Here is a 22323-nt window from a genome sequence, read left to right on the forward strand (position 1 = left end):
GTTCAGGAAAGAAGCGATCGCATCCTGCCTATCTCTGTTCGCGTCAGCGGGACGGAGTCCAAACAGGAAGGCGGTATCCCGCAAAGCCCTGAGGAATACCCCCCGAGCGCTTTCCCCCTTCACTTCCCGGCAACCGTTGCGGTGGACTCAAGGATCAGGGGGAAACTTGGTCTACTATATCCCTCTCAATGACTTTTGCCAAACCGCCTAAAGCTCAGTAAATTCAGCAAAGTTCAGGGTTTTGGGGGTTAGAGGCATGCTCTCTAGGATGCAGAGCAAATGCTGCGGTTGCAACTGGACAAGAGGTGAAGGGATCCCTGCCCTCAGTCTAGGATGATGCGCAGGCCGCTACCCGAGGGAGTCGCCGGTTCAGGGTTGGGCACAATCCGCAGCCCACTGCCGGAGGGCCGGGTCACCGTGTTGTCGATGTTCACAAGGAAGGTGTTGGATTGGCCGTCCCGCTCATACACCACCACGTCGTTGCGGTTGAACTGGGAGCGACAGATGATGGGGGAGTTGTCGGCAGCAGTAGCCGCACTGCAGCGGTAGCCAGGGGCAGAGACGATCTTGCCTTCTTCATCGATGGAAAAAGGAACTGCAGAGGGCAAGATTGGAGAAAAGACCGGCTGGTCGGGATTGAGGATCACCGAGCCACCTGTGCTGGGTTCTACCACGATCCCCCGCCCGTCGATGACGATCCGCTGCGCTTGGGCGGGAGAGACGGCCAGCGGCCCCAAGAGCAAAGCCAGGCTTAGGCCGAGTTTGAAGGGGAAAAGCGGGTTCATCGGACATCTCCTTTTGCCAAGGGCCATGACAGCTTCCAGGGATCCGCCAACGATCCTTGCAGGGGATGGATCCCTGGCTCAACTTAACTTGATCTTGACTTGATCTTGACTTGATCTTGGCCCAGATGTCGGGCCGAACCCAGGGCGGAAGCCGTCACCTCTGTTGCCAAGATGGGCACTTTGCCGTCGGCTCGACTACCACAGCCCCGAGCGGCCCAACGCCAGCCCGACCACCAACATGCCCAACACCAAAAAGGGCTGCGCACTGGCCTGGTATTTCACATCGTTGTTCAAGGGATCCCGCAGGAGGTACATATCTTGGAAGGTTATTTGGGGGATGATCAGCAGCACCAAAATGGCCGCGTAACGTTTTAGGCCCGCCCCCAGCAAAAACGAGGCCATGCCGAACTGAAATAGGTCGATCATCAGCACCGAGATCCAAGCAGCCCCCATCGCCCCAAACATCACCGGCAAAGAGGCCAAGCCAAACTGCCTGTCCCCTTCGATGCTTTTGAAATCGTTGACCACGGCAATCCCCAGCCCGGCCAAGCTGTAGATCAGCGTCAGGATGCAGACCGTCCAGTTTAGCTCGCCGAACAAGGCGTGGCCTGTCCACCAGGGCAGGGCGATGTAGCTGGCACCAAGGGCATAGTTGCCCAGCCAGCCGTTGCGCTTGAGCTTCAGGGGGGGCGCCGAGTAAATGTAGGCAATGAGGGCTCCCGCCAAGGCAATGCAGGTGATCACCGGGAAGTCATGGCCGGTGTACCAGTCCAGAGCGTAGGCCAAGCCCAACCCCAAGATCAGCAGCACCCAGATTTGGATAACCACCCGCTGCAGAGAGATGGCCCCCGAAGGGATCGGGCGGTAGGGCTCGTTGATGGCGTCGATCTCGCGGTCATAGTATTCGTTCACCGTTTGGGTATAGCCCGTCATCAGGGGGCCCGCCAGAATCATGCCCACCAAAATGAGAGCCACATTCTCCCAAGTCCAGGTGAAGTGACCGGAAGATGCCGCCCCCGGAATCAGACCCCACACCAAAGGGATCCAGGTGACAGGCTTCATCAGTTGCAAGTGCAACTGCCAAATGGAGCGAGACTCCACCTCTGCTCCTTTCATGCCCAGCAGTTGACGGACACGCTGCGCATTCGACCCGCCGGTGCCAGGGGATCCCTTGCCGGGATCCGAGTCTGGGGTGGTTTCTTCCGCAGTAGCTCCTACCTCCTCTAAACTGGGCTCTGCAGCAAAGGCCATCTCAGCCGCCATTTCCGACGAGGAGGGATCTTGAGGGATCTTTTCGCTCATGGTGGGATGCGCAATCCAACTGCAATAACGGGGATAACCACCCCCATTCAGAGACATCGTGACATACTCCCGCACTCATGCTGATGCATAGAGTACGAGCTTCTCAGTGACTCCTGTTAAGGACATTTCCTGAGCTTTAAGAACGGGATGCCCCACCGCTCTGTGTTTACCATAGCAAGGGTTTCCGCCTTTCATCCTGACCCTCATGCTGATACATAGAGGGCGTCGCTTCTCGGCGGTCTAGCTGACCGGATTCCTCAAACAAGAGGAGAGGTTGACGTTCTCCCCACGGCTAAAGCCAGAGGATCCGTTCTCAGCCAGCAAAACAACTCCCACTGACTGAGCTACACCGAGCATGTGGCTTATACCGCAGCACCGTGGGGGACGCCAAAGCGCTTCGCGCCGCCAAGGCGAACGCATCAGCTACTGGGATGTGGAAACACCCCAGATACTTCTACTTCACCTTCAGCACTGCACCTTTCTATAAATGGGTGGAGCGATACTCACATCCTATCAGGAGACGGTAGCTTATCCCTAGGCATAAATGCCGGGGCCTGAGCCGCCGAGTTTTCGGTCAGCTCGCAGTTCCGGGCCATCTACACAATCTGTGCCGTCACGAATAGGTTTTGGTGCTCCGCTGGGATCCGCTCTTTCTCTTGGGCCGGGATCACCAGGGGAGGTTGCTGAGTGTAATTGATGGGATCCCGAAACCAAGCGCGGCTGTAGGTGTTGTAGAGAAGGGGACGGGGAGCGGGCGAGCGATTGGCCCGACCCAGATGAATCAGGCGGTAGTCGAACAGGAGGCAGGATCCCTTGGCCAGGGGCGGATCGACAAAGGGCATCTGCTGGGCCAGCTCGGTATAGTGGGCATCGAAGACTACATGGCTGCCGGGCCAGAGACGGGTCATGCCGTTCTCTTCGTTGACCTCCACCAGAGGAATGAGCAAATTCAGGGCATAGCAAGGAATGATCGCATCCAAGGTCTCGTCGCCAAACAGATGAGACAGATCCCGGTGAACTTGTTGATCGGCGGATCCCGGCAGAGAGACCACCGCCCCCAGCCCGCTCAAGATCAACTCCGGCCCCAAAATCCGCTTCAGGATGGGCAAGATCAGAGGATGGGCATAGATGAGGGGATCGTTGAAGGGGCCCTCCAGGCGAACCGTTACCATCACCCGTCTATTGCCCACTAACAGGGCATCGGCGTGGTGCTCGTGGGTGCAGTAGTGGCTGTAGGTGGCCAGAAAGCTGCTGTGCAACTTGTCGATGAGCTCGGGGGGAAAGATCTCCGGCAACACCAGATAGCCCTCTGTGGAAAACAGTTCAAAAGCCTGCTCTACGGTCTCTGGATCCGGCTGCTGGAGCTCCTGTAAGGACTCCGTCCCGCTGACGCGAACCGCAGGGCTGAAGCGCAACTGGGCCAACATGGGCTAGGTCTCCTGCAAACTGGCCACAGCCATTAACATGCCCCGCGCTTTGTTCAGACATTCTTGATATTCCCGCTCCGGATCCGAGTCGGCTACAATACCTGCCCCGGCCTGCAAGCTCACCTGGCCCTGATGAACCAGCAGAGTGCGGATGGTGATGGCGGTGTTCAGTTGGCCAGAAAAGTCGTAGTAGCCATAGGCGCCGGCATAGGGCCCGCGGCGGCATCCTTCCAGCTCATGAATAATCTGCATGGCGCGGATTTTGGGGGCGCCGGTAACAGTGCCGGCAGGGAAGGTGGCCCGCAGCAGATCCCAGGCGCTGTACTGGGGATCCAGCCGCCCCACCACGTTGCTGACGATGTGCATCACATGGCTGTAGCGCTCGATCTGCATCAGGTCGTCCACCTGCACAGATCCCAGTTGGCAGACCCGTCCCAGGTCATTGCGGGCCAGATCCACCAGCATCACATGTTCGGCCCGTTCTTTCGGATCTGCCAACAGCTCTTGCTCCAGCTGCCGGTCTTCCTGAGGGGTGGTGCCACGGGGGCGGGTGCCGGCAATGGGGCGCACGGTGGCGATGCGGTCTTCTCCCACCCGGCTGAGTTTGACCATCACCTCTGGGCTGGAGCCGATGAGGCAGAGATTCCCAAACTGCAAAAACGCCATATAAGGGGAAGGGTTAATCAGCCGCAACGAGCGGTAGAGGCGAAAGGGATCCCCCGCAAAGGAGATGGTAAACCGCTGCGAGAGCACTACCTGGAAGATATCTCCGGCGCGGATGTAGTCCTTAGCCTGTTCCACGGCTTGGCAGTAGGCTGGGCGGCTCAGGGTGCTGGGGGGGATTTGTTCGCGCCAGCGGGACGGAGTCCTTTCCGACAGGTGGGGCTTCCAGTTGAGGTGCAGATGGGCCAGGGAAAGAGGAGCGCTGAGCTGCTGCATCAGCTTTTCCACCCGCCGGCAGGCTTGGGCATAGGCTTCCTCGGCAGCGTGGTGACGGGTATCGGCGAAGGCCACCACCCAGATCTTGCGCTTCACCTGGTCAAAGAGCAGGATGCTGTCCACCTGCATCAAAACGGCATCAGGGGGATCCCCCGGCTGCAGGGGGTGGATGGGCACCTTGGGCTCAATCCAGCGAATCAGCTCGTAGCCCCAGTAGCCAAACAGGCCGCCGATGCTGCTGGGCAATTCCGGCAAATGCACCGGCTCATAGGGCTGCAAGCAGCGGGCCAAGATGGCAAAGGGATCCCCTTGGTGGTGCTCCTGTCGGCCATCGCGGTAGCGCTGTAGGGCTTGATCTCCCCGTATTTCCAATACCCACAGGGGATCGCAGCCCAAGAAGCTGTAGCGGGCCACCTGTTCCCCCCCCTCCACCGACTCCAGGAGAAAGTTGTAGGGCTGGCCAGCACAAACCCGATACCAGGCAGAAACCGGCGTTTCCAAATCCGCCACCCATTCCTGGTACACCGGGATAAAGTTGCCCTGCTTGGTGAGGGCAAGAAACTCCTTCAAGGGAGGGTAAATCATGGCCTGCAACTTTTGTGCTTTTCCTGACTCTACCCCAGACACGGGATCCCAAGGGCGTGTGGATCCCTCTGGATTGCCCGGTTGCAACAGCGCCGAAAACCATTAAGCTGAGAGCGGCTCTACTCTCGGGATCCCTTGCCATGCAAAACCCATCTCAGGTGATTCGTGAGCGCCTCCGCTATCAAGGCCACAAATACACCTTCGTCAGCCAGCGTTTGCGTTTTCCCAACGGCAAAGAGGGAGAGCGGGAGTACCTCATCCATCCCGGGGGGGTGGTGGCCGTGCCTGTAACTGCAGCAGGCAAGTTCGTCTGCATTCGTCAATATCGCTTTGCGGTCGCTTCCTATCTTTACGAATTCCCGGCAGGCACGGTCGAGCCAGGGGAGCATCCCGATGACACCATTCGCCGCGAGCTGGAAGAAGAAACGGGCCTGCGTGCCCATCGCTGGGATCCCCTTGGCCAATTTTATTTGTGCCCCGGCTATTCCAGCGAGATTATGTATGCCTATTTGGCGCGGGAGCTGGAAGTGCTGGATTCCCCTCCCGATAAGGATGAGGATGAAGATATTACCGTAGTGGAGTTTTCTGCTTCTGAGCTTACAGAAATGGCCCGTTTGGGAATGGATTTCGACAGCAAATCCATCGCCTGCTTTTGGCGAGCTCAACTGTTTTTGGCTGCTGAAAAATAAAGCTCTCCGTCGGGGGGCTGCCCCTTGCTCCTGGGGGATACCTTTCAAATTGGCGGGGCGTCGTTCCAAGCCGACTTTGTTGGCTACAGAGGAAGCTCCAGGCTTTTCACCCTAACTTGGTAGCCCATTGCCAGGCGAGATCAAGGTGAGATCGAGGTTGCGTTCGACATAAAAGGGATCCCTGTATCCCGGCTGTTTGGTTGACTGGGAGAACCTTGGAGTCCTTTAGAATTTTAGGGGCGAGGAGTGAGGAAATATGCGGAAGCTGTTGTGTTCCTGTGGTCGAATAGCCTGGGGAGCGGCCTTGGCTGCCACTCTACCGGTTGCTGCTGTTCCTGCCTATCCCCAGCCTGTGCTTCCGCTGCTGCCGGTTCCTTCTGAGGGCGGCGCTGCTCGAGGTGGGGTTGTGGCTTTATTCAATCAATCCATTTGGTGGGATTTTATTCGCGGCAATCGTGGCGAAAACCTACGCCTGTTCCCGGCCAGCCTAACCTCTCCATCTCGCCAGGATGTGGTGGCTGTGTTTCAGATTCAGCGGCAGCCCACCGTAGAGCCGGTGGTGCGCGTTCTCAGCTTCGAGCACCAGGGGGGGTATAGCTTTCGTCTGCTCCACACGGCTGAGCCGATCCCAGGGCGGTTGGTGGAGGCTCACCTGCGCACGGACATCACCTCCAGCCCACAGCCCAAGTTGGTGCTCCTCACCGAGCGAGGGGGCATCAGCCTGCTGCGCTCTGTCTTGGTCTTGGAACACCGGCCTGAGGGACTTGTGCCACTGCTGAGCGTGACGGATCTGAGCAATGCCAGCCTGCGGGTCAGCCCGCAAGGGATCCTGGTCATCTCAAGCCCGCCCGGTGCCAGCCGTGATTTGAGGGCTACCCTCTACCAATGGGAGGGAGATGGCTTTGTCCGCCGAGATCTGTAATCTGCTGCGCGTCTGTCTGTCAGCGAGGTCTCGCCCAGAGCGGATGTCCGTCATGGCTATCGCTACCCTTGCCAGCAAGCTCCCAAGCTGGGGGCTTGTCCCACCTGCCAAAGGAACAGACTCTCGGCCCCAAGGGGGTGAATACTCCAGGGATCCAGGCCAGACCCAAACCACCCGTAGGGATCGACGGCAGCTGGTTGGCCGGAGTTGGTGTTGTCGAAGCGACGCACCTCGAAATGAAGATGGGGCCCGCTGGCACAGCCGCTATCTCCCGATAGGCCGATGATTTCTCCTGGGGCCACCACTTGCCCCTCCTGCACCCCAACTTGGCTGAGGTGGGCGTAGAGGGTTTCCCAGCGGGGAAGGGTTCTTCTGTCTGCTCTCTCCCCATCGGAGAATTCTGGCTCGTGCAGAAGGCGCACCCGCAACCCCCTGACCAGCCGGCCCAAGCTGGGGCAAAAAAACTCCGGCTCCTCGCGGGCCAAGGTGACCCGTCCTGCGGCAGCGGCCAGGATCGGGGTGCCCACCGGCATCTCCCAGTCATAACCGGCATGGCCATCGCTTTTGCCACACGGGTGCAGCGGGTCGGGGATCCAAACCTGGCCTTGCCCACTCACAAACCGTCTGTTGCCATCCCTCTCCCCCAAAGGCAGATCATGGTCGAAGAGATTGGTGACGGGAAATTCTCCGACAAAGGGCTTGTGCAAAAAAGGCCGGTAGGGTGGCAGTGGGGTCGGTGGCGGATCCCCCGGATGAAAGCGTCGCTCCAGCTCCAGCCGGTAGTTTTCCAGATCCCGACGCTGGGCGGGATCTTCCGTGTGCTCTCGTAAGAGATCCACCAGCCGCAGGGCTTGCACCCAGTCCTGGCGCTCTACAGCACGAGCCAGTTGGGCGTAAACCCCCACCAGGGATCCCTGCGGCGAAGACGGGGAGGAGACCTGAGGAAAAACGGGCGATATGTTTACGAATTGATACAATAGACAGCAAAATATCAGCAGTGTCACCGTTAGCGGTGGTGACATCCCTGCCCAGAGGGCCATCCCAAGTAGGCCGGCCTGCAAGCAAGCGGGCTTGTTCTTGGCTTTAGGCTCTCTCTTGGGGCCATCCGCTTTTTCCCTCAGCCGCCGTATGGGTTGCAAGGAGACAGAGCGGCTTCGCTTAACCACTCTTCGGGAGTTTCTCATGCGTTGGTTCTCGTCCTCTGGTGTTCTCGTCAGCCTGCCTTTCCAGTCTTCTGTTGGGCGAAGTGTTCTGCCCCTGTCTGGCTCGATTTGGCAGCGGCTGGAGGCCTTAGCTCTGGGTTTGCACATTCTGTCTTTGCTTTTTGGGTTGGCAGGGTTGCTCTGGGTTGTACCGCATCCCGAGTGGGTGGCCAGTTTGCCCCCCATTGGCCTTCAAGCCTTCTCCTTGAGCATGGGCAACGGCGGCGTTGCTTACATGGTGTTCGGCGCGCTGGCAGCAGCTCTGATGGGATCCCGGCTGTTGGGGATGCGGCGCCTGTTGATGTTTTTGATCCCGGCGGTGGGCATTTCCTTGGGCAGTGAGCTGTTGGGCACCAGCACCGGGATCCCTTTTGGCAACTACGGCTACCTGAGTGGGCTGGGCTACAAGATTGCCGGTTTGGTGCCTTTTACCATCCCTCTGTCTTGGTTTTATGTGGGGTTGTCATCCTACTTGTTGGCGCGTGTGGCTCTGCGAACCCAGCGCCACTGGCTGATTCACTTCGAGGCCATTATGTTGGGGGCGTTGCTGCTCACCGCTTGGGACTTCGTGCTGGATCCGGCCATGACCCGCGGCTCGATTCCCTTCTGGACGTGGTTTCAGCCGGGGCCCTTCTTCGGCATGCCGTTGCAAAACTTCGGGGGTTGGATGCTGACCGGGGCTGCCTTTATGACGGTGGCCAATCTGCTGTGGGGGGAGGATCAACCCATCCTTGACCGCCGCCAGTTGGTGGGGCCGCTGGTGCTCTATGGGGCCAACTTTGCTTTTGCCCTGCTGATGAGCCTGGGATCCGGCATTGTTGCGCCAGCGGGGTTGGGCCTGTTGTTGGGGTTGGGTCCCGCTTTGGGGCTGTGGTGGAGTGCAGAGACTCCATCCCCCTATCGCGACCAGCCTGTGCCGCCTTCCCATCCTGAACAGGACTCCATCCCGCCATTGCAAGCGGTCGAGGGAGAGGCAGGTCGGGACTGGGATACTTTGGAGGATCCCGGTTGGGTTGGCGCGAAGTAAGCCGGCCCTAACCCTTCCTCGGCGAGATCCCCCAGTTGTCCAGGCCATGAACTTCTGCAGCGACAATGTCACAGGCGCCTGTCCTGAGGTGATGGAAGCCCTGTTGGCCCTCAAGGGATCCGCCATGCCCTATGGAGGGGACGAATGCACAGCGCAGGTGCAAAGGCTGTTTGCCGAGATCTTCGAGCATGAAGTGGCAGTGTTTCCGGTGGCAACAGGATCTGCTGCCAATGCCCTGGCCCTTTCGGTGCTCACCCCGCCCTACGGGGCGATTTATTGCCATCCCGAGGCCCACATCAATCTGGACGAATGTGGAGCGCCAGAGCTGTTTACAGGTGGGGCCAAGTTGGTGGGGATCCCCGGAGAGCAAGGCCGTATCGATTGGGGCAACTTAAAAGCAGCCCTGGAGCGGGCGGGGTTTGGGGTGGTTCATCACGTGCAGCCTGCCTGCCTCAGCCTGACGCAAGCCACCGAGGCTGGCACCCTCTACTCCTTGGAGCAGCTTGGATCCCTGGCGGATTTGGCCCATCACTTTGGCCTCAAGGTGCATATGGATGGGGCTCGCTTCGCCAATGCCTTGGTCGGTTTGGGTTGCACCCCTGCCGAGATGACCTGGAAAGCGGGGGTGGATGTGCTGTCCTTTGGGGCCACCAAAAATGGAGCCTGGGCTGCGGAAGCGGTGGTGTTTTTTCATCCAAATCAGGTGGGCGATTTTGAGTTTCGTCGCAAGCGCAGTGGCCATCTGCTCTCGAAGATGCGCTTTTTGTCTGCCCAATTGCAGGCCTATCTCCAGGATGGGGTGTGGCTGCGCAATGCCCGCCATGCCAACGCAATGGCCCAGCAGTTGGCGCAGGGACTGGGATCCCTGCCGGGAGCCAAGTTGGTGTATCCTACCGAGGCCAATGAGGTTTTTATCGAGCTGCCGGAGCCGGTTCTCCAGGCCCTAGAGGGAGCGGGGTTTCGGTTTTACCGCTGGCTGGGGGAAGGTCACCACTTAATCCGCCTGGTGACGGCTTTTAACACTTTGCCCGCAGATGTCGAGCGCCTCTGCCAGGTGGCCCAGCAAGCCAGCCGTTTGCAATAGGCGGACGGAGTCCTTGCAGCTGACCGGGGATCCCCCTGGCCAAAGGCCTGAGCATCCCAAGGGATCCCTGAAGGCTGTTCATCGGCTGGTCAATCCTTAAAGTGGGTGCTGTCGCGACCGGGCTTTTTCTCCAGGCAGGGCGAGGCGGAAGTCGATCCCGTTTTCTTTGAGTTGTCCTGTAGCAAACCGATCAGCAGGCAGGCCACCCCGAGGTTGATGGCCACATCGGCCACGTTGAACACCGGAAAGCGAATCCAGATCAAATTGAAAAAGTCCACGACATAGCCGTTGACGAAGCGGTCGATGCCGTTCCCCACGGCTCCTGCCCACACCAAGCCATAGCCGGCCTGTTCCCATCGGCCCAGGATCCCGCCGCGAATGGCCAGCAGCGCCAACGCCAGCGCCACCCCTAGCGAGATCCACTTCAAGAGCTCTGCCGAATCTTCAAACAGGCTCCAAGCAGCGCCGGTATTCTCCACGTAGGTGAGGTGAAACACCCCTGGCCACAGCTCAATCTCTGGCCCCGGCAGCAGCCGTTCCACTGCCCAGTGCTTGGTCGCCTGATCCAAGATTACCCCCAGGATCCCGGCCAGCCAAAAGCCTTTGTTTTTCATGTCGTCTTGGCCTCAATCACGTCCACCGGCAAGAGCGCCCCGATGAGCACTTTTCCCATCCTGACATGCTGCTCTTCTGCCGGCTCATTGCACAGAAGCTCAAGGGCGGAGCTCTGGACTCGAAGTTGGGCCTGTAACGGGATCCAACACCGGTGAGTGGCCTCAGAAGCGATTGGCCGCCTCTGGCTTGAGAGGAGCAGCAAGAAAACCGTCCAGCTTAGGCAACTGGACGGGGATCCCCTGGGGGTGGACAGGATTGGCTACCGACCCTGCTGCTCCAGGGAGCGGCGCAATTCACTGGCCATCTGCATAAACTCTTGCGGGTTGCCCGCCTTGCCGTAGGAAGAGCGATCCTGAACCTTTTTGCCGCTGCCTTGGCGGGTGCGGGTGCTGAGCAAAGAGCTGGCCATTTCCATGAACTTGGCAGGATTTCCCTCGCTGCTGCCCCGCACGAGAGGGGCGCGTCCGGCACGAGTGACAGCCATAGATACCTCAATTTTCACAAATGAAATGCTTGTTACATTTTCTCACAAGGGCTCTGCGATCAACCAGGGCCAGCGTTTCCTTGCTGTTACAGCGACTCCGGCCAATACTTAGGGATCCCTCCAAGTGCAAACCTTGCATGAGGCTGGAAAGAGCCATCAGCGAGTCGTGGTTTTCTCTTGGGTCAAGTGATGGATCAGCCAAATGGGGAGCACCGTCAGGCCAATCACCCCCAGAGCCACCACGCTGATCACCGGGCGCTGCCGAGGCTTGGTTAGCTGGCTGAACACCCAGATCGGCAGGGTTTGCTGCTGGCCAGCGGTGAAGGTGGTGACGATGATTTCATCGAAAGACAGGGCAAACGCCAGCAGGGATCCCGCCAATAGGGCCGAGGCCAGTTCGGGCAGAAGGATGTAGCGAAAAGTTTGCAGGGGGTTGGCCCCCAAATCGGCAGAAGCTTCTAGCTGAGAGCGTCCCATGCGGCGAAACCGCGCCAGCACGTTGTTGTACACCACCACCAGGCAAAAGGTGGCATGGCCGATGACAATCGTCCAAAAGCTGAAGGGGATACCCAGCAAATGGATCGCCGAGCGCAAGGCAATCCCGGAGACAATACCTGGCAAGGCGATGGGCAGCAACACCAAAAATGAGATCGTCTCGCGGCCAAAAAATCGGCTACGATAGACAGCCGCTGCCGCCAGGGATCCCAGCACCACTGCCACTCCGGTAGCCAGCAAAGCCACCCGCAAAGACAAAAACAAGGCCCGCCAAATATCGGCCCGCCCCCAAGCCACGGCAAACCAGCGCCAGGTCAGCCCCGGCAAAGGGAAGCGCAAGGTCGCCTCATCGGGGCTGAAGGCATAAAGGACGATCACCAGCAGAGGAAGATGGAGAAAGAGCAGCACCCCCAGCGAGAACAGGATCCAAAGCCATTGGCCGATGGGAAAAGGGCGAATCGGCATGGATGAGGGAGAATACAGAGCTGGATGGGGAACAGTCTACAGGTAGAGAAATGGTCTGTGAAATAGCCTTGTAGGGAAGCAGCCTTTGGCAAGGACTTTAGATTGCTTGGCCGACTTTGGAGCTCCAGTCGAGCAGAGCATCCCAAACCCAGATTAAACTCGCAGCATGATCGCGTTTTTAAGCGGCCACCTTGTGGCCATCGAATGGGGAGAGCGCAGCAGCCTCACCGTTGAGGTGCAGGGGATCGGCTATCGCGTCAAGGCCCCAGGACGTTTTCTCAAGCAACTGCCTGCAGTGGGGGAGCCCGTCCGGGTGTTCACCCATTTGGTGGTGCGAGAGACTGAGCTGGTGTTGTACGGGTTTGGCTCGCCAGCCGAGCGGGACTTGTTTGTGGAACTCATCAAAGTCTCGGGGGTGGGGCCGGCTTTGGGCTTGGCCCTGCTGAATACCTTCAGCCTGCCGGAGCTGGTGCAGGCGGTGGTGACCGAAAACGTGCGCCTGCTCTCCCTCACGCCGGGGGTAGGCCATAAAACGGCCCAACGGCTGGCCCTGGAGCTGAAAACCAAGCTGGCCCACTGGCGACAGGGGGTGGGAGTTGCGGATCAACCCTTGGCCGGAGGGCCGCCCATGCCCATCCGAGAAGAGGTGGAAATGGCCTTGCTGGCCCTGGGCTACAGCACTCAGGAAATTCAGGCTGCCTTGCAAGCTCTGCCCACTCACCCCCGCCCAACGGAAGACTGGCTGCGGGATGCCATCACCTACCTGAGCCAGCAGCCATGAAGCACCGCCGCATTGCCATTCTGGGCGGAACCTTCAACCCTGTGCACCATGGCCACTTGATCATGGCAGAACAAGCTCTTTGGCAGTTTGACCTGGATCAGGTGCTGTGGATGCCCGCCGGGGATCCCCCCCACAAGCCTCTGGCCCCTGGCGCCAGCAAAGCCGACCGCTTGGCGATGGTCAAGCTGGCCATTGCCGACCACGAGCGCTTCGCCTGCTCAGAGCTGGAGATCCGCCGTTCGGGGCGCTCCTACACCATCGAGACACTGCGCACCCTCATCCAGGAGCAACCCAATACCCAGTGGTACTGGATCATCGGCGTGGATGCTCTGCGGGACCTGCCCCAGTGGTATCAAGCGGAAGAACTGGCCCGCCTCTGCCATTGGATTGTTGCCCCACGGGTGGATGCCGGCGATGCCGCCCAGGTGCTGCAGGCGGTGGCCGCAAAGCTGCCCATCCAAGCCCAAATCCTGGAAGCCCCTACCCTGACGCTCTCTTCCACCTACCTGCGACAGCAAATCCAAAAGGGAGGGTCTATCCGCTACCTGGTGCCCCCTGCTGTGGAGCACTATATCCGTCAGCACCGCCTCTATCTGCAGCCCTAAAGGAAAAAAGGGGGCGGATCCCCCCGAAGGGGGAACCAGAAAAAGGAGAAGCGTCGTGAACCTGAGTCTTGAGACGTTTCCAATTTCTAGGGATCCCCCCGAAGGGGGAACGTACCTGTGAGGTAGACGAGGACGAAGAGTTAGCAGAGCTTACCCAATTTCTAGGGATCCCCCCGAAGGGGGAACGTATTTGGTGAGTTTAGTCCACCGCTGAGTAGCGAAATTCCCCAATTTCTAGGGATCCCCCCGAAGGGGGAACGTCATTATTCAAATAGTTGTGATCAGTATTCCAATTATGCCCAATTTCTAGGGATCCCCCCGAAGGGGGAACGTATGCTGAGCGGTGTACTTACTCATGTTCGGTAGTGATGGACCCAATTTCTAGGGATCCCCCCGAAGGGGGAACGTAGCCTTTGACGTGAGGTTAGGAGAGTTGGTTTAGCTGTGCTACCCAATTTCTAGGGATCCCCCCGAAGGGGGAACGTAACTTTAAGTAATCTGGGGGTTGGGACACGAGGTTTCCACCCAATTTCTAGGGATCCCCCCGAAGGGGGAACACGGTCAAAAACGGGCACTTGGTTGTGAGCACCGTTGATGTTTCCAATTTCTAGGGATCCCCCCGAAGGGGGAACAGGTGCCCGACTGGGTTGAGTACATGGTTACAACGAATGTTTCCAATTTCTAGGGATCCCCCCGAAGGGGGAACTGCTCTGTCACCAAAGCAGCAACTGAGTCTAGTACTATTAGAGTTTCCAATTTCTAGGGATCCCCCCGAAGGGGGAACAGGTACATATGTCTAATAAATTTCAAATCGTTCTCAGGGTTTCCAATTTCTAGGGATCCCCCCGAAGGGGGAACTTGGTTCAATACTTCACAGACATTGCATATGACTTAGGCTGTTTCCAATTTCTAGGGATCCCCCCGAAGGGGGAACGTTCCTAAGACCAGCGCTAGAACCTGGATACGTTTATACGTGTTTCCAATTTCTAGGGATCCCCCCGAAGGGGGAACCCCTCTTTGACAGTTTTACAGAGGAGTATTAAAGCGGTTTCCAATTTCTAGGGATCCCCCCGAAGGGGGAACGTCACCGCTACCTTCCATGCGGAGGTAGATGGAGAGTTTCCAATTTCTAGGGATCCCCCCGAAGGGGGAACGCAGTCTAACCATACCGCGGAGACACTTGATTGAAAGAAAGTTTCCAATTTCTAGGGATCCCCCCGAAGGGGGAACTCCTAAACAAAGGGAGGTCTGTTGTGTTTACACCGGAGCAGTTTCCAATTTCTAGGGATCCCCCCGAAGGGGGAACCGTGGTCGTGCGCTAGCCCTCCAAATCTTCCACGCGGGGGTGTTTCCAATTTCTAGGGATCCCCCCGAAGGGGGAACATCTTTGATTAAAGTAACCATTCGGAGAGCTTCCCGAATGGTTTCCAATTTCTAGGGATCCCCCCGAAGGGGGAACCGGTCGTTTCACAGTTGTGGGGATTGCCCAAGGTAACGACGTTTCCAATTTCTAGGGATCCCCCCGAAGGGGGAACGCTTACAACATTCCGGGCTCCAAACCGGTTCCCAAACCCCTAGTAGTTTCCAATTTCTAGGGATCCCCCCGAAGGGGGAACGCTATGGAGATACCGGTAGAGGCTGAAGGGAAAGCTGAGAAGTTTCCAATTTCTAGGGATCCCCCCGAAGGGGGAACCCACGGGGGTTTTGCATTATGTCCGAAAAACTGAATATTGTTTCCAATTTCTAGGGATCCCCCCGAAGGGGGAACTGGGATACGTGTACGTCTCATTCTCCCTCACCTGTGATGTTTCCAATTTCTAGGGATCCCCCCGAAGGGGGAACTCTGTTGAAGGTACTGAGGTAGCCACCCCAGTCTTCCGTTTCCAATTTCTAGGGATCCCCCCGAAGGGGGAACGATTCGCGTTTTAATGACCTGATCCCAGTGACATCGAGTTTCCAATTTCTAGGGATCCCCCCGAAGGGGGAACCACTAAGAGAGCAGGAGTTGACACAGAGCGGATAGTTGTTTCCAATTTCTAGGGATCCCCCCGAAGGGGGAACGGATATACGCAAATATCTTTACGGGCGACAACTATGAAGTTTCCAATTTCTAGGGATCCCCCCGAAGGGGGAACGCCTTGTCGTTTGGCCGGTCAAGCCGGCGTTGGTGGACAGTTTCCAATTTCTAGGGATCCCCCCGAAGGGGGAACTTAGTTAGCAAATTGATTGGAGGATATGGTTCCAGAAGTTTCCAATTTCTAGGGATCCCCCCGAAGGGGGAACCAATGAAGGTTATGGTTGTAGGCCGGTGGGAAATCCGGGGAGTTTCCAATTTCTAGGGATCCCCCCGAAGGGGGAACCGAATCGTAGTCGATTCCGAAGTGGGCAAGAAAGTTTTTGTTTCCAATTTCTAGGGATCCCCCCGAAGGGGGAACTAATTAACAATCGGAGGCTTCTCTACCGCCTAAAGTTGGTTTCCAATTTCTAGGGATCCCCCCGAAGGGGGAACAGTATACCGGCCTCACGCAGGAACAACTCGACTGGTTGTTGTTTCCAATTTCTAGGGATCCCCCCGAAGGGGGAACAGTCCTGGGTAATAATTACCTCGAACTTATCTTTCATGATTTACGTTTCCAATTTCTAGGGATCCCCCCGAAGGGGGAACTCCTACGTAAGGGAGGTTGTTATGGAGCCGATTATCACCATCGTTTCCAATTTCTAGGGATCCCCCCGAAGGGGGAACTATAGAGACAAACGCGAATAAACCGTAGAGCTTCCTTGTTTCCAATTTCTAGGGATCCCCCCGAAGGGGGAACTACAAAGACCGTTGCTGGAAGCGCTTTACGAAGCGCTGTCCGGTTTCCAATTTCTAGGGATCCCCCCGAAGGGGGAACACTTACTGTAAGTTTTGGACATTTCAACCTCCTAAGGTTTCCAATTTCTAGGGATCCCCCCGAAGGGGGAACTCCACTCTTTGTAAAAGGTGTGGAAGCCCCAGGTGTTGTGTTTCCAATTTCTAGGGATCCCCCCGAAGGGGGAACTGCAGGCTTTCTTGTACTCCTGGAAGTCATCATAGATCAAGTTTCCAATTTCTAGGGATCCCCCCGAAGGGGGAACATGGAAGCTCGATTCACTAAGGCCCACCTAATCTTATATGCTGTTTCCAATTTCTAGGGATCCCCCCGAAGGGGGAACCAAAATGCTGACCCCCGAGGATTAACTCTACCTCGTGCTTGTTTCCAATTTCTAGGGATCCCCCCGAAGGGGGAACGTTCTTTTATCCCACATAAGGGAGGGCTATATGATCACCGTTTCCAATTTCTAGGGATCCCCCCGAAGGGGGAACACCAATTCCAACTTCTACTTCGTCTTGGAAAACGAAACCAGTTTCCAATTTCTAGGGATCCCCCCGAAGGGGGAACTTCTCAGGGCTCGGTTGGTCACGTACAGTTTGTACGAGTTTCCAATTTCTAGGGATCCCCCCGAAGGGGGAACTCCGGTTTTAGCAAGGTGGCATCGAAGAATTCTTCGATGTTGTTTCCAATTTCTAGGGATCCCCCCGAAGGGGGAACAAGTACGAGTGGGATGTGCGTCCAGCAGGAATGGGATGTTTCCAATTTCTAGGGATCCCCCCGAAGGGGGAACGTGCGGATGGCGTTGGGGTTTACCTGCTTAGGTACGATAGTGTTTCCAATTTCTAGGGATCCCCCCGAAGGGGGAACCCGGAATAAAGTTTTATGTATTAACTCAGATGGAGAAAGGTTTCCAATTTCTAGGGATCCCCCCGAAGGGGGAACTCCACCCCTATTAAACCCAAGCAGGGCAAGGAATGCAAGACCCATTTGCGAGGGATCCGGAAAAAAGTCGGCAAAAAGAGCTGCGGCGAGGGGGTTTTGGGGCTGGAAAGCCTTGTGGCGCAAGGCATCGAGGGATCCGACGAAAGAATCGGCCTTTGCGGCTTTTGGCGGATCGCTCGCGCAGGCGTTGATACCGTTTGGGTGTTGTCTTGGAAACAAGGGTGAGTACCCGAGCCTCAACCGGAGTTTGCGGGGCTTGGCGATTGCCCAAGGCGTGCCCCCTAGCCGCGGGTGTAGCCGGCTGGGGGATGAAAGCAGATACGATGTTTTCAACTTTTCACAGTCGGAGAAATCTCATGAAAAAGTGGATTGCCTCGGCTACAACCCTACTCTGCTGTGTGCTTGTCCTGGTTTTGTTTTGGCCCCATGTTACCTCTGCCCAGGGGCAGACTCTCAACCTCTACATCTGGTCAGAATACATCGATCCCGACATCCTCACCGCCTTTGAAAAAGCCACCAATAGCCGCGTGCTGGTCAGCGTGTACGAATCCAACGAAGACATGGTGGCCAAACTGCGGGGGGGAGGCACCAGCCAGTACGACATTGTTGTTCCCACCGACTACATTGTGCCCAACATGTTGCAGCTGGGACTGCTGCAGCCTCTCAACAAAGAATTGATCCCCAACCTAAGCAACCTGGGCGAAAAATTTGTCGGCCTGCCCTTTGATCCAGAAAACACCTACACCGCCGCCTATCAGTGGGGCACCACCGGCATTGGCTACCGCAAAGACCGCCTGCCCGAAAACTTTGAACGCTCTTGGGGATTGATTTTCGACCCGCAGCAGCAGTATGGCCCCTTTGTGATGATCGACGAGATGCGCTCCATGATCGGCGCTGCTGCCGTTTACCTGGGCTTCGATATGAACACCACCGTTCGCTCCGAACTGCAGCAGATCCAGCAGCTTTTGATCGACACCAAGCGCCGCAGTGCCGGCCTAATTGGGGGCGTGGGGGGCAAAAACCAACTGGTTTCTGGAACGGCCAATGTAGCCATCGTCTACAGCGGCGATGCCCTGCAAGCTGCCGAAGAAAACCCCAACATCGGCTATTTTGTCCCCCGCGAGGGTGCCCACATTTGGCTGGATGTAATGGCCATTCCCGCCCAGGCCCCCAACCCCGAGCTGGCCAATCGCTTCATCAATTTCATCCTGGATGCTGAAGTCGGCGCTCAACTGAGCAACCACAACCGCTTCGCCACCCCCAACGCTGCAGCTCTGCCCATGATCAACCCAGAAGATCGGCAAAACCCGGCCATCTACCCTGACGAAGAGGCCCTTGCCAAACTCACCTACCTTAAAGTGCTGTCAGGGGAAGAGCTGCGCCTCATCGACGCCCTCTGGACAACCGTGAAAAGCAGCTAGGGATCCCTTGTTAGCTCTCGACATAAAACTTGACACTTTTTAATATCTGAGCCACATTAAAGATGTCACCTGTTGATGGAGCTAGAACCATGGAAAACCAAGAAGCTAAGTTTGGCTTTACCACCTTCGCCGAAAAATGGAATGGCCGTTTGGCAATGCTGGGCTTTGTGATTGGCGTTGCGACCGAGTTGCTGACCGGCCAAGGGATCCTCTCTCAAATTGGCCTGATGTAATCCCAGTAGACCCAAGACACTGCTGTAGATCTTTACAGGCCTGGCTGCGGCCAGGCTTTTGCATCGCTTCCGAATGCAACAGGCATGAAAATTTCTGCTGCATTGCTTCCTAACTCCCCTCTCTCTGGGAGAGGGGGTGGCCGCGGAAGCGGCGCCGAGCCTTTGGAATCTATCCTTCCAGATCTCGCAAGTACTGGCGGATATCGGCCAAGATGCGTTCTAGGTCTTCTGGGGCCTGGAGAGCGCGTGCCCATTCTAGGTCATGACCACCTTGGGATCCCTGCTGGGCCAGCGCTACCCCCAAGTGCTCCAGCTCGCGGACCACTTGGCAAAAAGCATTAGCTCCCACGTTGGAGCTGGCTCCTTTGAGGCGATGGGCGATCCGCCGCATTCTTTCTGCGTCGTAACCGGCAATGGCTTGGCGCAATTGCGGCAGCTGGTCTTCACAATCTTGGATGAACACCTGCAGCAGCTCCCGCTGAAACCCGCGATCCCCGCCGGAAACCTGATCCAGGTAGGCAGAGTCGATGGGGTAGGGCTGGGTGGAAGAAGAGGGATCCCGGCTCTCAGCGGGGGAAGCTGGAGAGGCTGCTTCAGAAGCGGCTTGGTTGGAGGATCCCCCTGCAGACTGAGCAATCAGCTGGCTCCAGTGGTTGAGCAACCTTTGCAAATCTTCCTTCAGCACCGGCTTGCTGAGATAGTCGTCCATACCTGCCTGCAGGCAGCGCTCCCTATCCTCCTGCATGGCGTTGGCCGTGATGGCAATCACCACTGTGCGGTGGCCGGATCTCCGTTCCTGTTGGCGTAGGCGGCGGGTGGCCTCGTAGCCGTCCATCACCGGCATTTGGCAATCCATGAGAATAAGGTCATATCTGACCTGCTGCAGGAGATCCAACACCTCCTGACCATTGGCCACCACATCGGCCTTGTAGCCCAAACTCTCGAGCTGGCGCAAAGCCACCTTTTGGTTGACGGGGTTATCCTCTGCCAGCAAAATGCGCAGCGATTGACGGGGACGATCCTCCCTGGGGGTCGTCTGAGGGAGGACGGGACTCATTCCCAAGAGCGAAGTGGATAAACCAGAAGATTTCCCCAGGGCCATGACCAGCGCTTCCTGCAGACGGCTTTGTTTTACCGGCTTAACCAAGTAGGCGGCAAAGCCGATTTCGGCAGCGCGGCGGGAGTGCTCCCCCAGTCCCAGTGAAGTCATCATCACCAGTTGCGTCTCGGCCAGTTGTGGATCTGCCTTGATCCAGCGGCCCAAGGTCTCCCCATCCACCTCTGGCATTTGCATATCCAAAACGGCCAGGGGGAAGGGTCTGCCTTCCCGAACGGCTTGGCGTAGCTTGTCCATGGCCTGATAGGCATCCTCGGCCTCTTCCACCACCATTCCCCAAGCCGCGGCCTGACAGCGCAGGATCTTGCGATTGGTGGCGTTGTCGTCCACCGCCAACAGTCGCTTGCCCTGCAGATCCACCGGGATGCGAGCAGAAGGCTGGGCAAGCTGCTGGACGTAGGGCTGCCGCTCCAGGGTCAGCTCGACGCTGAAGGTGCTGCCCTGTCCCTCCTGGCTTTGCAACGAGATGGTTCCCTCCATCAGTTCTGTCAGTTGTTTGCAGATGGCCAAGCCCAGTCCCGTACCTCCGTATTTGCGGGTAGTAGAGGCATCCACCTGGCTAAACGGTTGAAACAGCTTGCTTTGTGCTGCCGCCGGGATCCCGATCCCGGTATCTCTCACCGAGAGCCTGAGGTGGACATGGGTAGCGGTTTCTTGCAGCACCTCCGCTTGGATCACCACCTCTCCTCGGTGGGTGAACTTAATGGCGTTGCTTACCAAATTGTTGAGGATTTGCCGTAGTCGCGAGGCATCTCCCCGCAGGTAGCGCGGCACTTCCGGCGGCATAAGCACCGCCAGCTCTAACCCCTTGGCATGGGCAGTGGGGGCGAAAAGATCCGCCACCTCCTCCAGACACGAGCGGAGATCGAAATCCAGGATCTCCAGCTCCATTTCCCCGACCTCCAATTTGGAGAAGTCCAGGATGTCGTTGATGAGGGTGAGCAGGGCATCGCCACTGATGCGGATGGTCTCTACAAAGTCCCGCTGTTCTGCATTGAGGGGGGTCTCCAGCAGCAGGCCCGTCATCCCCAACACCGCGTTCATGGGGGTGCGGATCTCGTGGCTCATGGTGGCCAAGAAGCTGCTCTTGGCCTGTGCAGCCTGCTCAGCTGCTTTGCGGGCCTGCTCCAGCTCCAGGCTGCGCTTTCTCTCCCGTTCCAAAAGGGCTGCCTGGGTGAGGGCAATGCCAATTTGGTTGGCCAACTGCGATAGCAGCTCCATCTCAAAGGGTTGCCACTGACGGGGCCCGGAGCACTGGTGGGCCAGCAACAACCCCCACAACTGCTGCTCCAAAAACAGCGGCACCACCAAGTTGGCCCTGACCTGCATTTTTTGCAGCAGCTCTAGGTAACAAGGCTCCAGTCCTTCACTTTCCACATCGCTAACAACGCGAACGCGGCCCTGGCTGTAGAGCTGGGCGTACTTTTCCTGAAAACAGGGATCCTCGATCACCTCTCCCAGCAAGGAGGGGATCCCCGGCTGAGTTTTCTCGTTGGAGATGATCCCAGAACCATCCGGCTGGAAGCGATAGACCAAAACCCGGTCGGCTTTGAGCAGAGCCTGGATCTCTGCCACTGCAGTTTCTAAAATCTCGGCAATATCCAGTGACTCGCGGATCTTGAGGCTGAGATTCGCCAGCAACTGAGCCCGGCGGTTTTGCCGCTCCAATTCCTCTGCCGCTTTCTTCTGCTCAGTAATGTTGCGGAAGATGCCCCGCGTAGCCACCATCACTCCATCTTCAAAGCGGCAGTTGACATTGCCCTCCACCCAAACGGTTTCACCGCTGGCCGTGAGGAAAGCTGTCTCTACTCTCTCTACTTTCTCCCCCGATAGAAGCTTCTGGAAAAGAGCCTGGCAGTGCTCCCGGCAGTCGGGATGGAGAATGTCGAAGAGGGTCATTTGATAAACTTGAGCTTCGTCATAGCCCAAGGTCTCTTTCCAAGCGCGGTTGACATATAAAAAGTGCCCTTCAGCATCCACGCTCTGGATGAGGTCGCTGGCATTTTCAAAGAGATCCCGGTAGCGCTCTTCGCTTTCTTTCAAGGCCAGCTCCGCCAGCTTGCGGTCGGTGATGTCGATGCCGGTGCCCATGACAAACTCCACCTCGCCGGCAGCGTTGATTAGGGCGGTGTTAGACCAAGAAATAAGCCGCAGTGCCCCCTGCTTGCTGCGCCAAAAATTCTCATGGCGATTCAAAAAGAGGGAATGATTGCCCTTGAGCTGTTCAAAAGCTTGCTTTACACTGGGCACGTCCTCCGGTGGGATCAAACCTAAGTCCCATAGCAGCCGGCCCTTGACCTCTGCCAGCGAGTAGCCAGAAAGCTGCTCGGCAGCGCGGTTGAAGCGCA

17 protein-coding genes and 1 CRISPR repeat array are annotated in these 22323 nt (G+C 57.4%); of the genes, 8 read left to right on the forward strand and 9 right to left on the reverse strand.

Features of this window, described 5'->3' with window-relative positions; genetic code table 11:
* Positions 1-323: 323 nt before the first annotated feature.
* The 4 genes from NW842_RS10420 to trpE all read right to left on the reverse strand — a co-directional run bounded on the left by NW842_RS10420 (position 324) and on the right by trpE (position 5038).
* Entirely contained in the window at positions 324-785 is a 462-nt protein-coding gene (locus NW842_RS10420; RefSeq protein ID WP_414374946.1) for a hypothetical protein, read from the reverse strand.
* A gap of 195 nt (positions 786-980) precedes the next feature.
* On the reverse strand, positions 981-2144 hold the full coding sequence (chlG, locus tag NW842_RS10425; RefSeq protein ID WP_414417985.1) for a chlorophyll synthase ChlG: 1164 nt from the start codon (positions 2142-2144) through the stop codon (positions 981-983).
* Positions 2145-2683: 539 nt separating this feature from the next.
* Positions 2684-3514: a phytanoyl-CoA dioxygenase family protein gene (locus NW842_RS10430; protein WP_414417986.1), complete on the reverse strand. Its 831-nt coding sequence runs from the start codon at positions 3512-3514 to the stop codon at positions 2684-2686.
* Positions 3515-3517: 3 nt separating this feature from the next.
* Positions 3518-5038: an anthranilate synthase component I gene (gene trpE / locus NW842_RS10435; RefSeq protein WP_414417987.1), complete on the reverse strand. Its 1521-nt coding sequence runs from the start codon at positions 5036-5038 to the stop codon at positions 3518-3520.
* A 140-nt stretch (positions 5039-5178) separates the two neighbouring features.
* Here trpE and NW842_RS10440 point away from each other — a divergent pair, with 140 nt between their 5' ends.
* Both NW842_RS10440 and NW842_RS10445 read left to right on the forward strand, forming a co-directional pair.
* Positions 5179-5727 carry an NUDIX hydrolase gene (locus tag NW842_RS10440; RefSeq protein ID WP_414417988.1) on the forward strand — a complete coding sequence of 183 codons (549 nt, stop codon included), beginning with the start codon at positions 5179-5181 and terminating at the stop codon, positions 5725-5727.
* Between the two features lie 256 nt (positions 5728-5983).
* Positions 5984-6649 (forward strand): hypothetical protein, encoded by a 666-nt coding sequence (locus NW842_RS10445; RefSeq protein WP_414332047.1) that lies wholly within the window; start codon positions 5984-5986, stop codon positions 6647-6649.
* Between the two features lie 62 nt (positions 6650-6711).
* Here the strand turns inward: NW842_RS10445 and NW842_RS10450 are convergent, their stop codons facing one another.
* On the reverse strand, positions 6712-7554 hold the full coding sequence (locus NW842_RS10450) for a M23 family metallopeptidase (RefSeq protein WP_414417989.1): 843 nt from the start codon (positions 7552-7554) through the stop codon (positions 6712-6714).
* A gap of 277 nt (positions 7555-7831) precedes the next feature.
* On the opposite strand from NW842_RS10450, the gene NW842_RS10455 reads away from it, so the two are divergent.
* Positions 7832-8878, forward strand: coding sequence for a carotenoid biosynthesis protein (locus NW842_RS10455; RefSeq protein ID WP_414417990.1), 1047 nt, complete (start codon positions 7832-7834; stop codon positions 8876-8878).
* The gene (locus NW842_RS10460) at positions 8865-9962 is read left to right on the forward strand and encodes a threonine aldolase family protein (RefSeq protein ID WP_414417991.1); all 1098 of its coding nucleotides are present in this window, start codon (positions 8865-8867) and stop codon (positions 9960-9962) included. The genes NW842_RS10455 and NW842_RS10460 overlap by 14 nt, the downstream gene beginning before the upstream one ends.
* Positions 9963-10051: 89 nt before the next feature.
* On the opposite strand, the gene lspA is transcribed toward NW842_RS10460, so the two are convergent.
* The 3 genes from lspA to NW842_RS10475 form a co-directional block, all read right to left on the reverse strand.
* Positions 10052-10576 (reverse strand): signal peptidase II, encoded by a 525-nt coding sequence (lspA, locus tag NW842_RS10465; protein WP_414332043.1) that lies wholly within the window; start codon positions 10574-10576, stop codon positions 10052-10054.
* A 260-nt stretch (positions 10577-10836) separates the two neighbouring features.
* A complete protein-coding gene (locus NW842_RS10470) occupies positions 10837-11061 on the reverse strand; it encodes a hypothetical protein (RefSeq protein ID WP_414357256.1) in 225 nt (74 codons plus the stop codon).
* 156 nt (positions 11062-11217) lie between these two features.
* Positions 11218-12021: an ABC transporter permease gene (locus NW842_RS10475; RefSeq protein ID WP_414357258.1), complete on the reverse strand. Its 804-nt coding sequence runs from the start codon at positions 12019-12021 to the stop codon at positions 11218-11220.
* A 166-nt stretch (positions 12022-12187) separates the two neighbouring features.
* Here NW842_RS10475 and ruvA point away from each other — a divergent pair, with 166 nt between their 5' ends.
* From ruvA to NW842_RS10495, 4 genes are all read left to right on the forward strand, one after another.
* Positions 12188-12802, forward strand: a complete 615-nt coding sequence (gene ruvA / locus NW842_RS10480) for a Holliday junction branch migration protein RuvA (protein WP_414357260.1) — start codon at positions 12188-12190, stop codon at positions 12800-12802.
* Positions 12799-13407, forward strand: a complete 609-nt coding sequence (nadD, locus tag NW842_RS10485) for a nicotinate-nucleotide adenylyltransferase (RefSeq protein WP_011432197.1) — start codon at positions 12799-12801, stop codon at positions 13405-13407. The genes ruvA and nadD overlap by 4 nt, the downstream gene beginning before the upstream one ends.
* Before the next feature lie 75 nt (positions 13408-13482).
* A CRISPR array of direct repeats spans positions 13483-17204; the repeat unit is 36 nt; unit sequence GTTTCCAATTTCTAGGGATCCCCCCGAAGGGGGAAC.
* Positions 17205-17560: 356 nt separating this feature from the next.
* Positions 17561-18625, forward strand: a complete 1065-nt coding sequence (locus NW842_RS10490; protein ID WP_414417992.1) for a spermidine/putrescine ABC transporter substrate-binding protein — start codon at positions 17561-17563, stop codon at positions 18623-18625.
* Positions 18626-18687: 62 nt separating this feature from the next.
* Positions 18688-18858: a chlorophyll a/b-binding protein gene (locus tag NW842_RS10495; RefSeq protein WP_011432158.1), complete on the forward strand. Its 171-nt coding sequence runs from the start codon at positions 18688-18690 to the stop codon at positions 18856-18858.
* A gap of 169 nt (positions 18859-19027) precedes the next feature.
* On the opposite strand, the gene NW842_RS10500 is transcribed toward NW842_RS10495, so the two are convergent.
* The coding region (locus NW842_RS10500) for a response regulator (RefSeq protein ID WP_414417993.1) at positions 19028-22323 on the reverse strand (3296 nt) is incomplete at its 5' end.

This window comes from Synechococcus sp. R55.4 (genome assembly GCF_047461935.1).
In the GTDB taxonomy this organism is placed as follows: Bacteria; Cyanobacteriota; Cyanobacteriia; order Thermostichales; family Thermostichaceae; genus Thermostichus.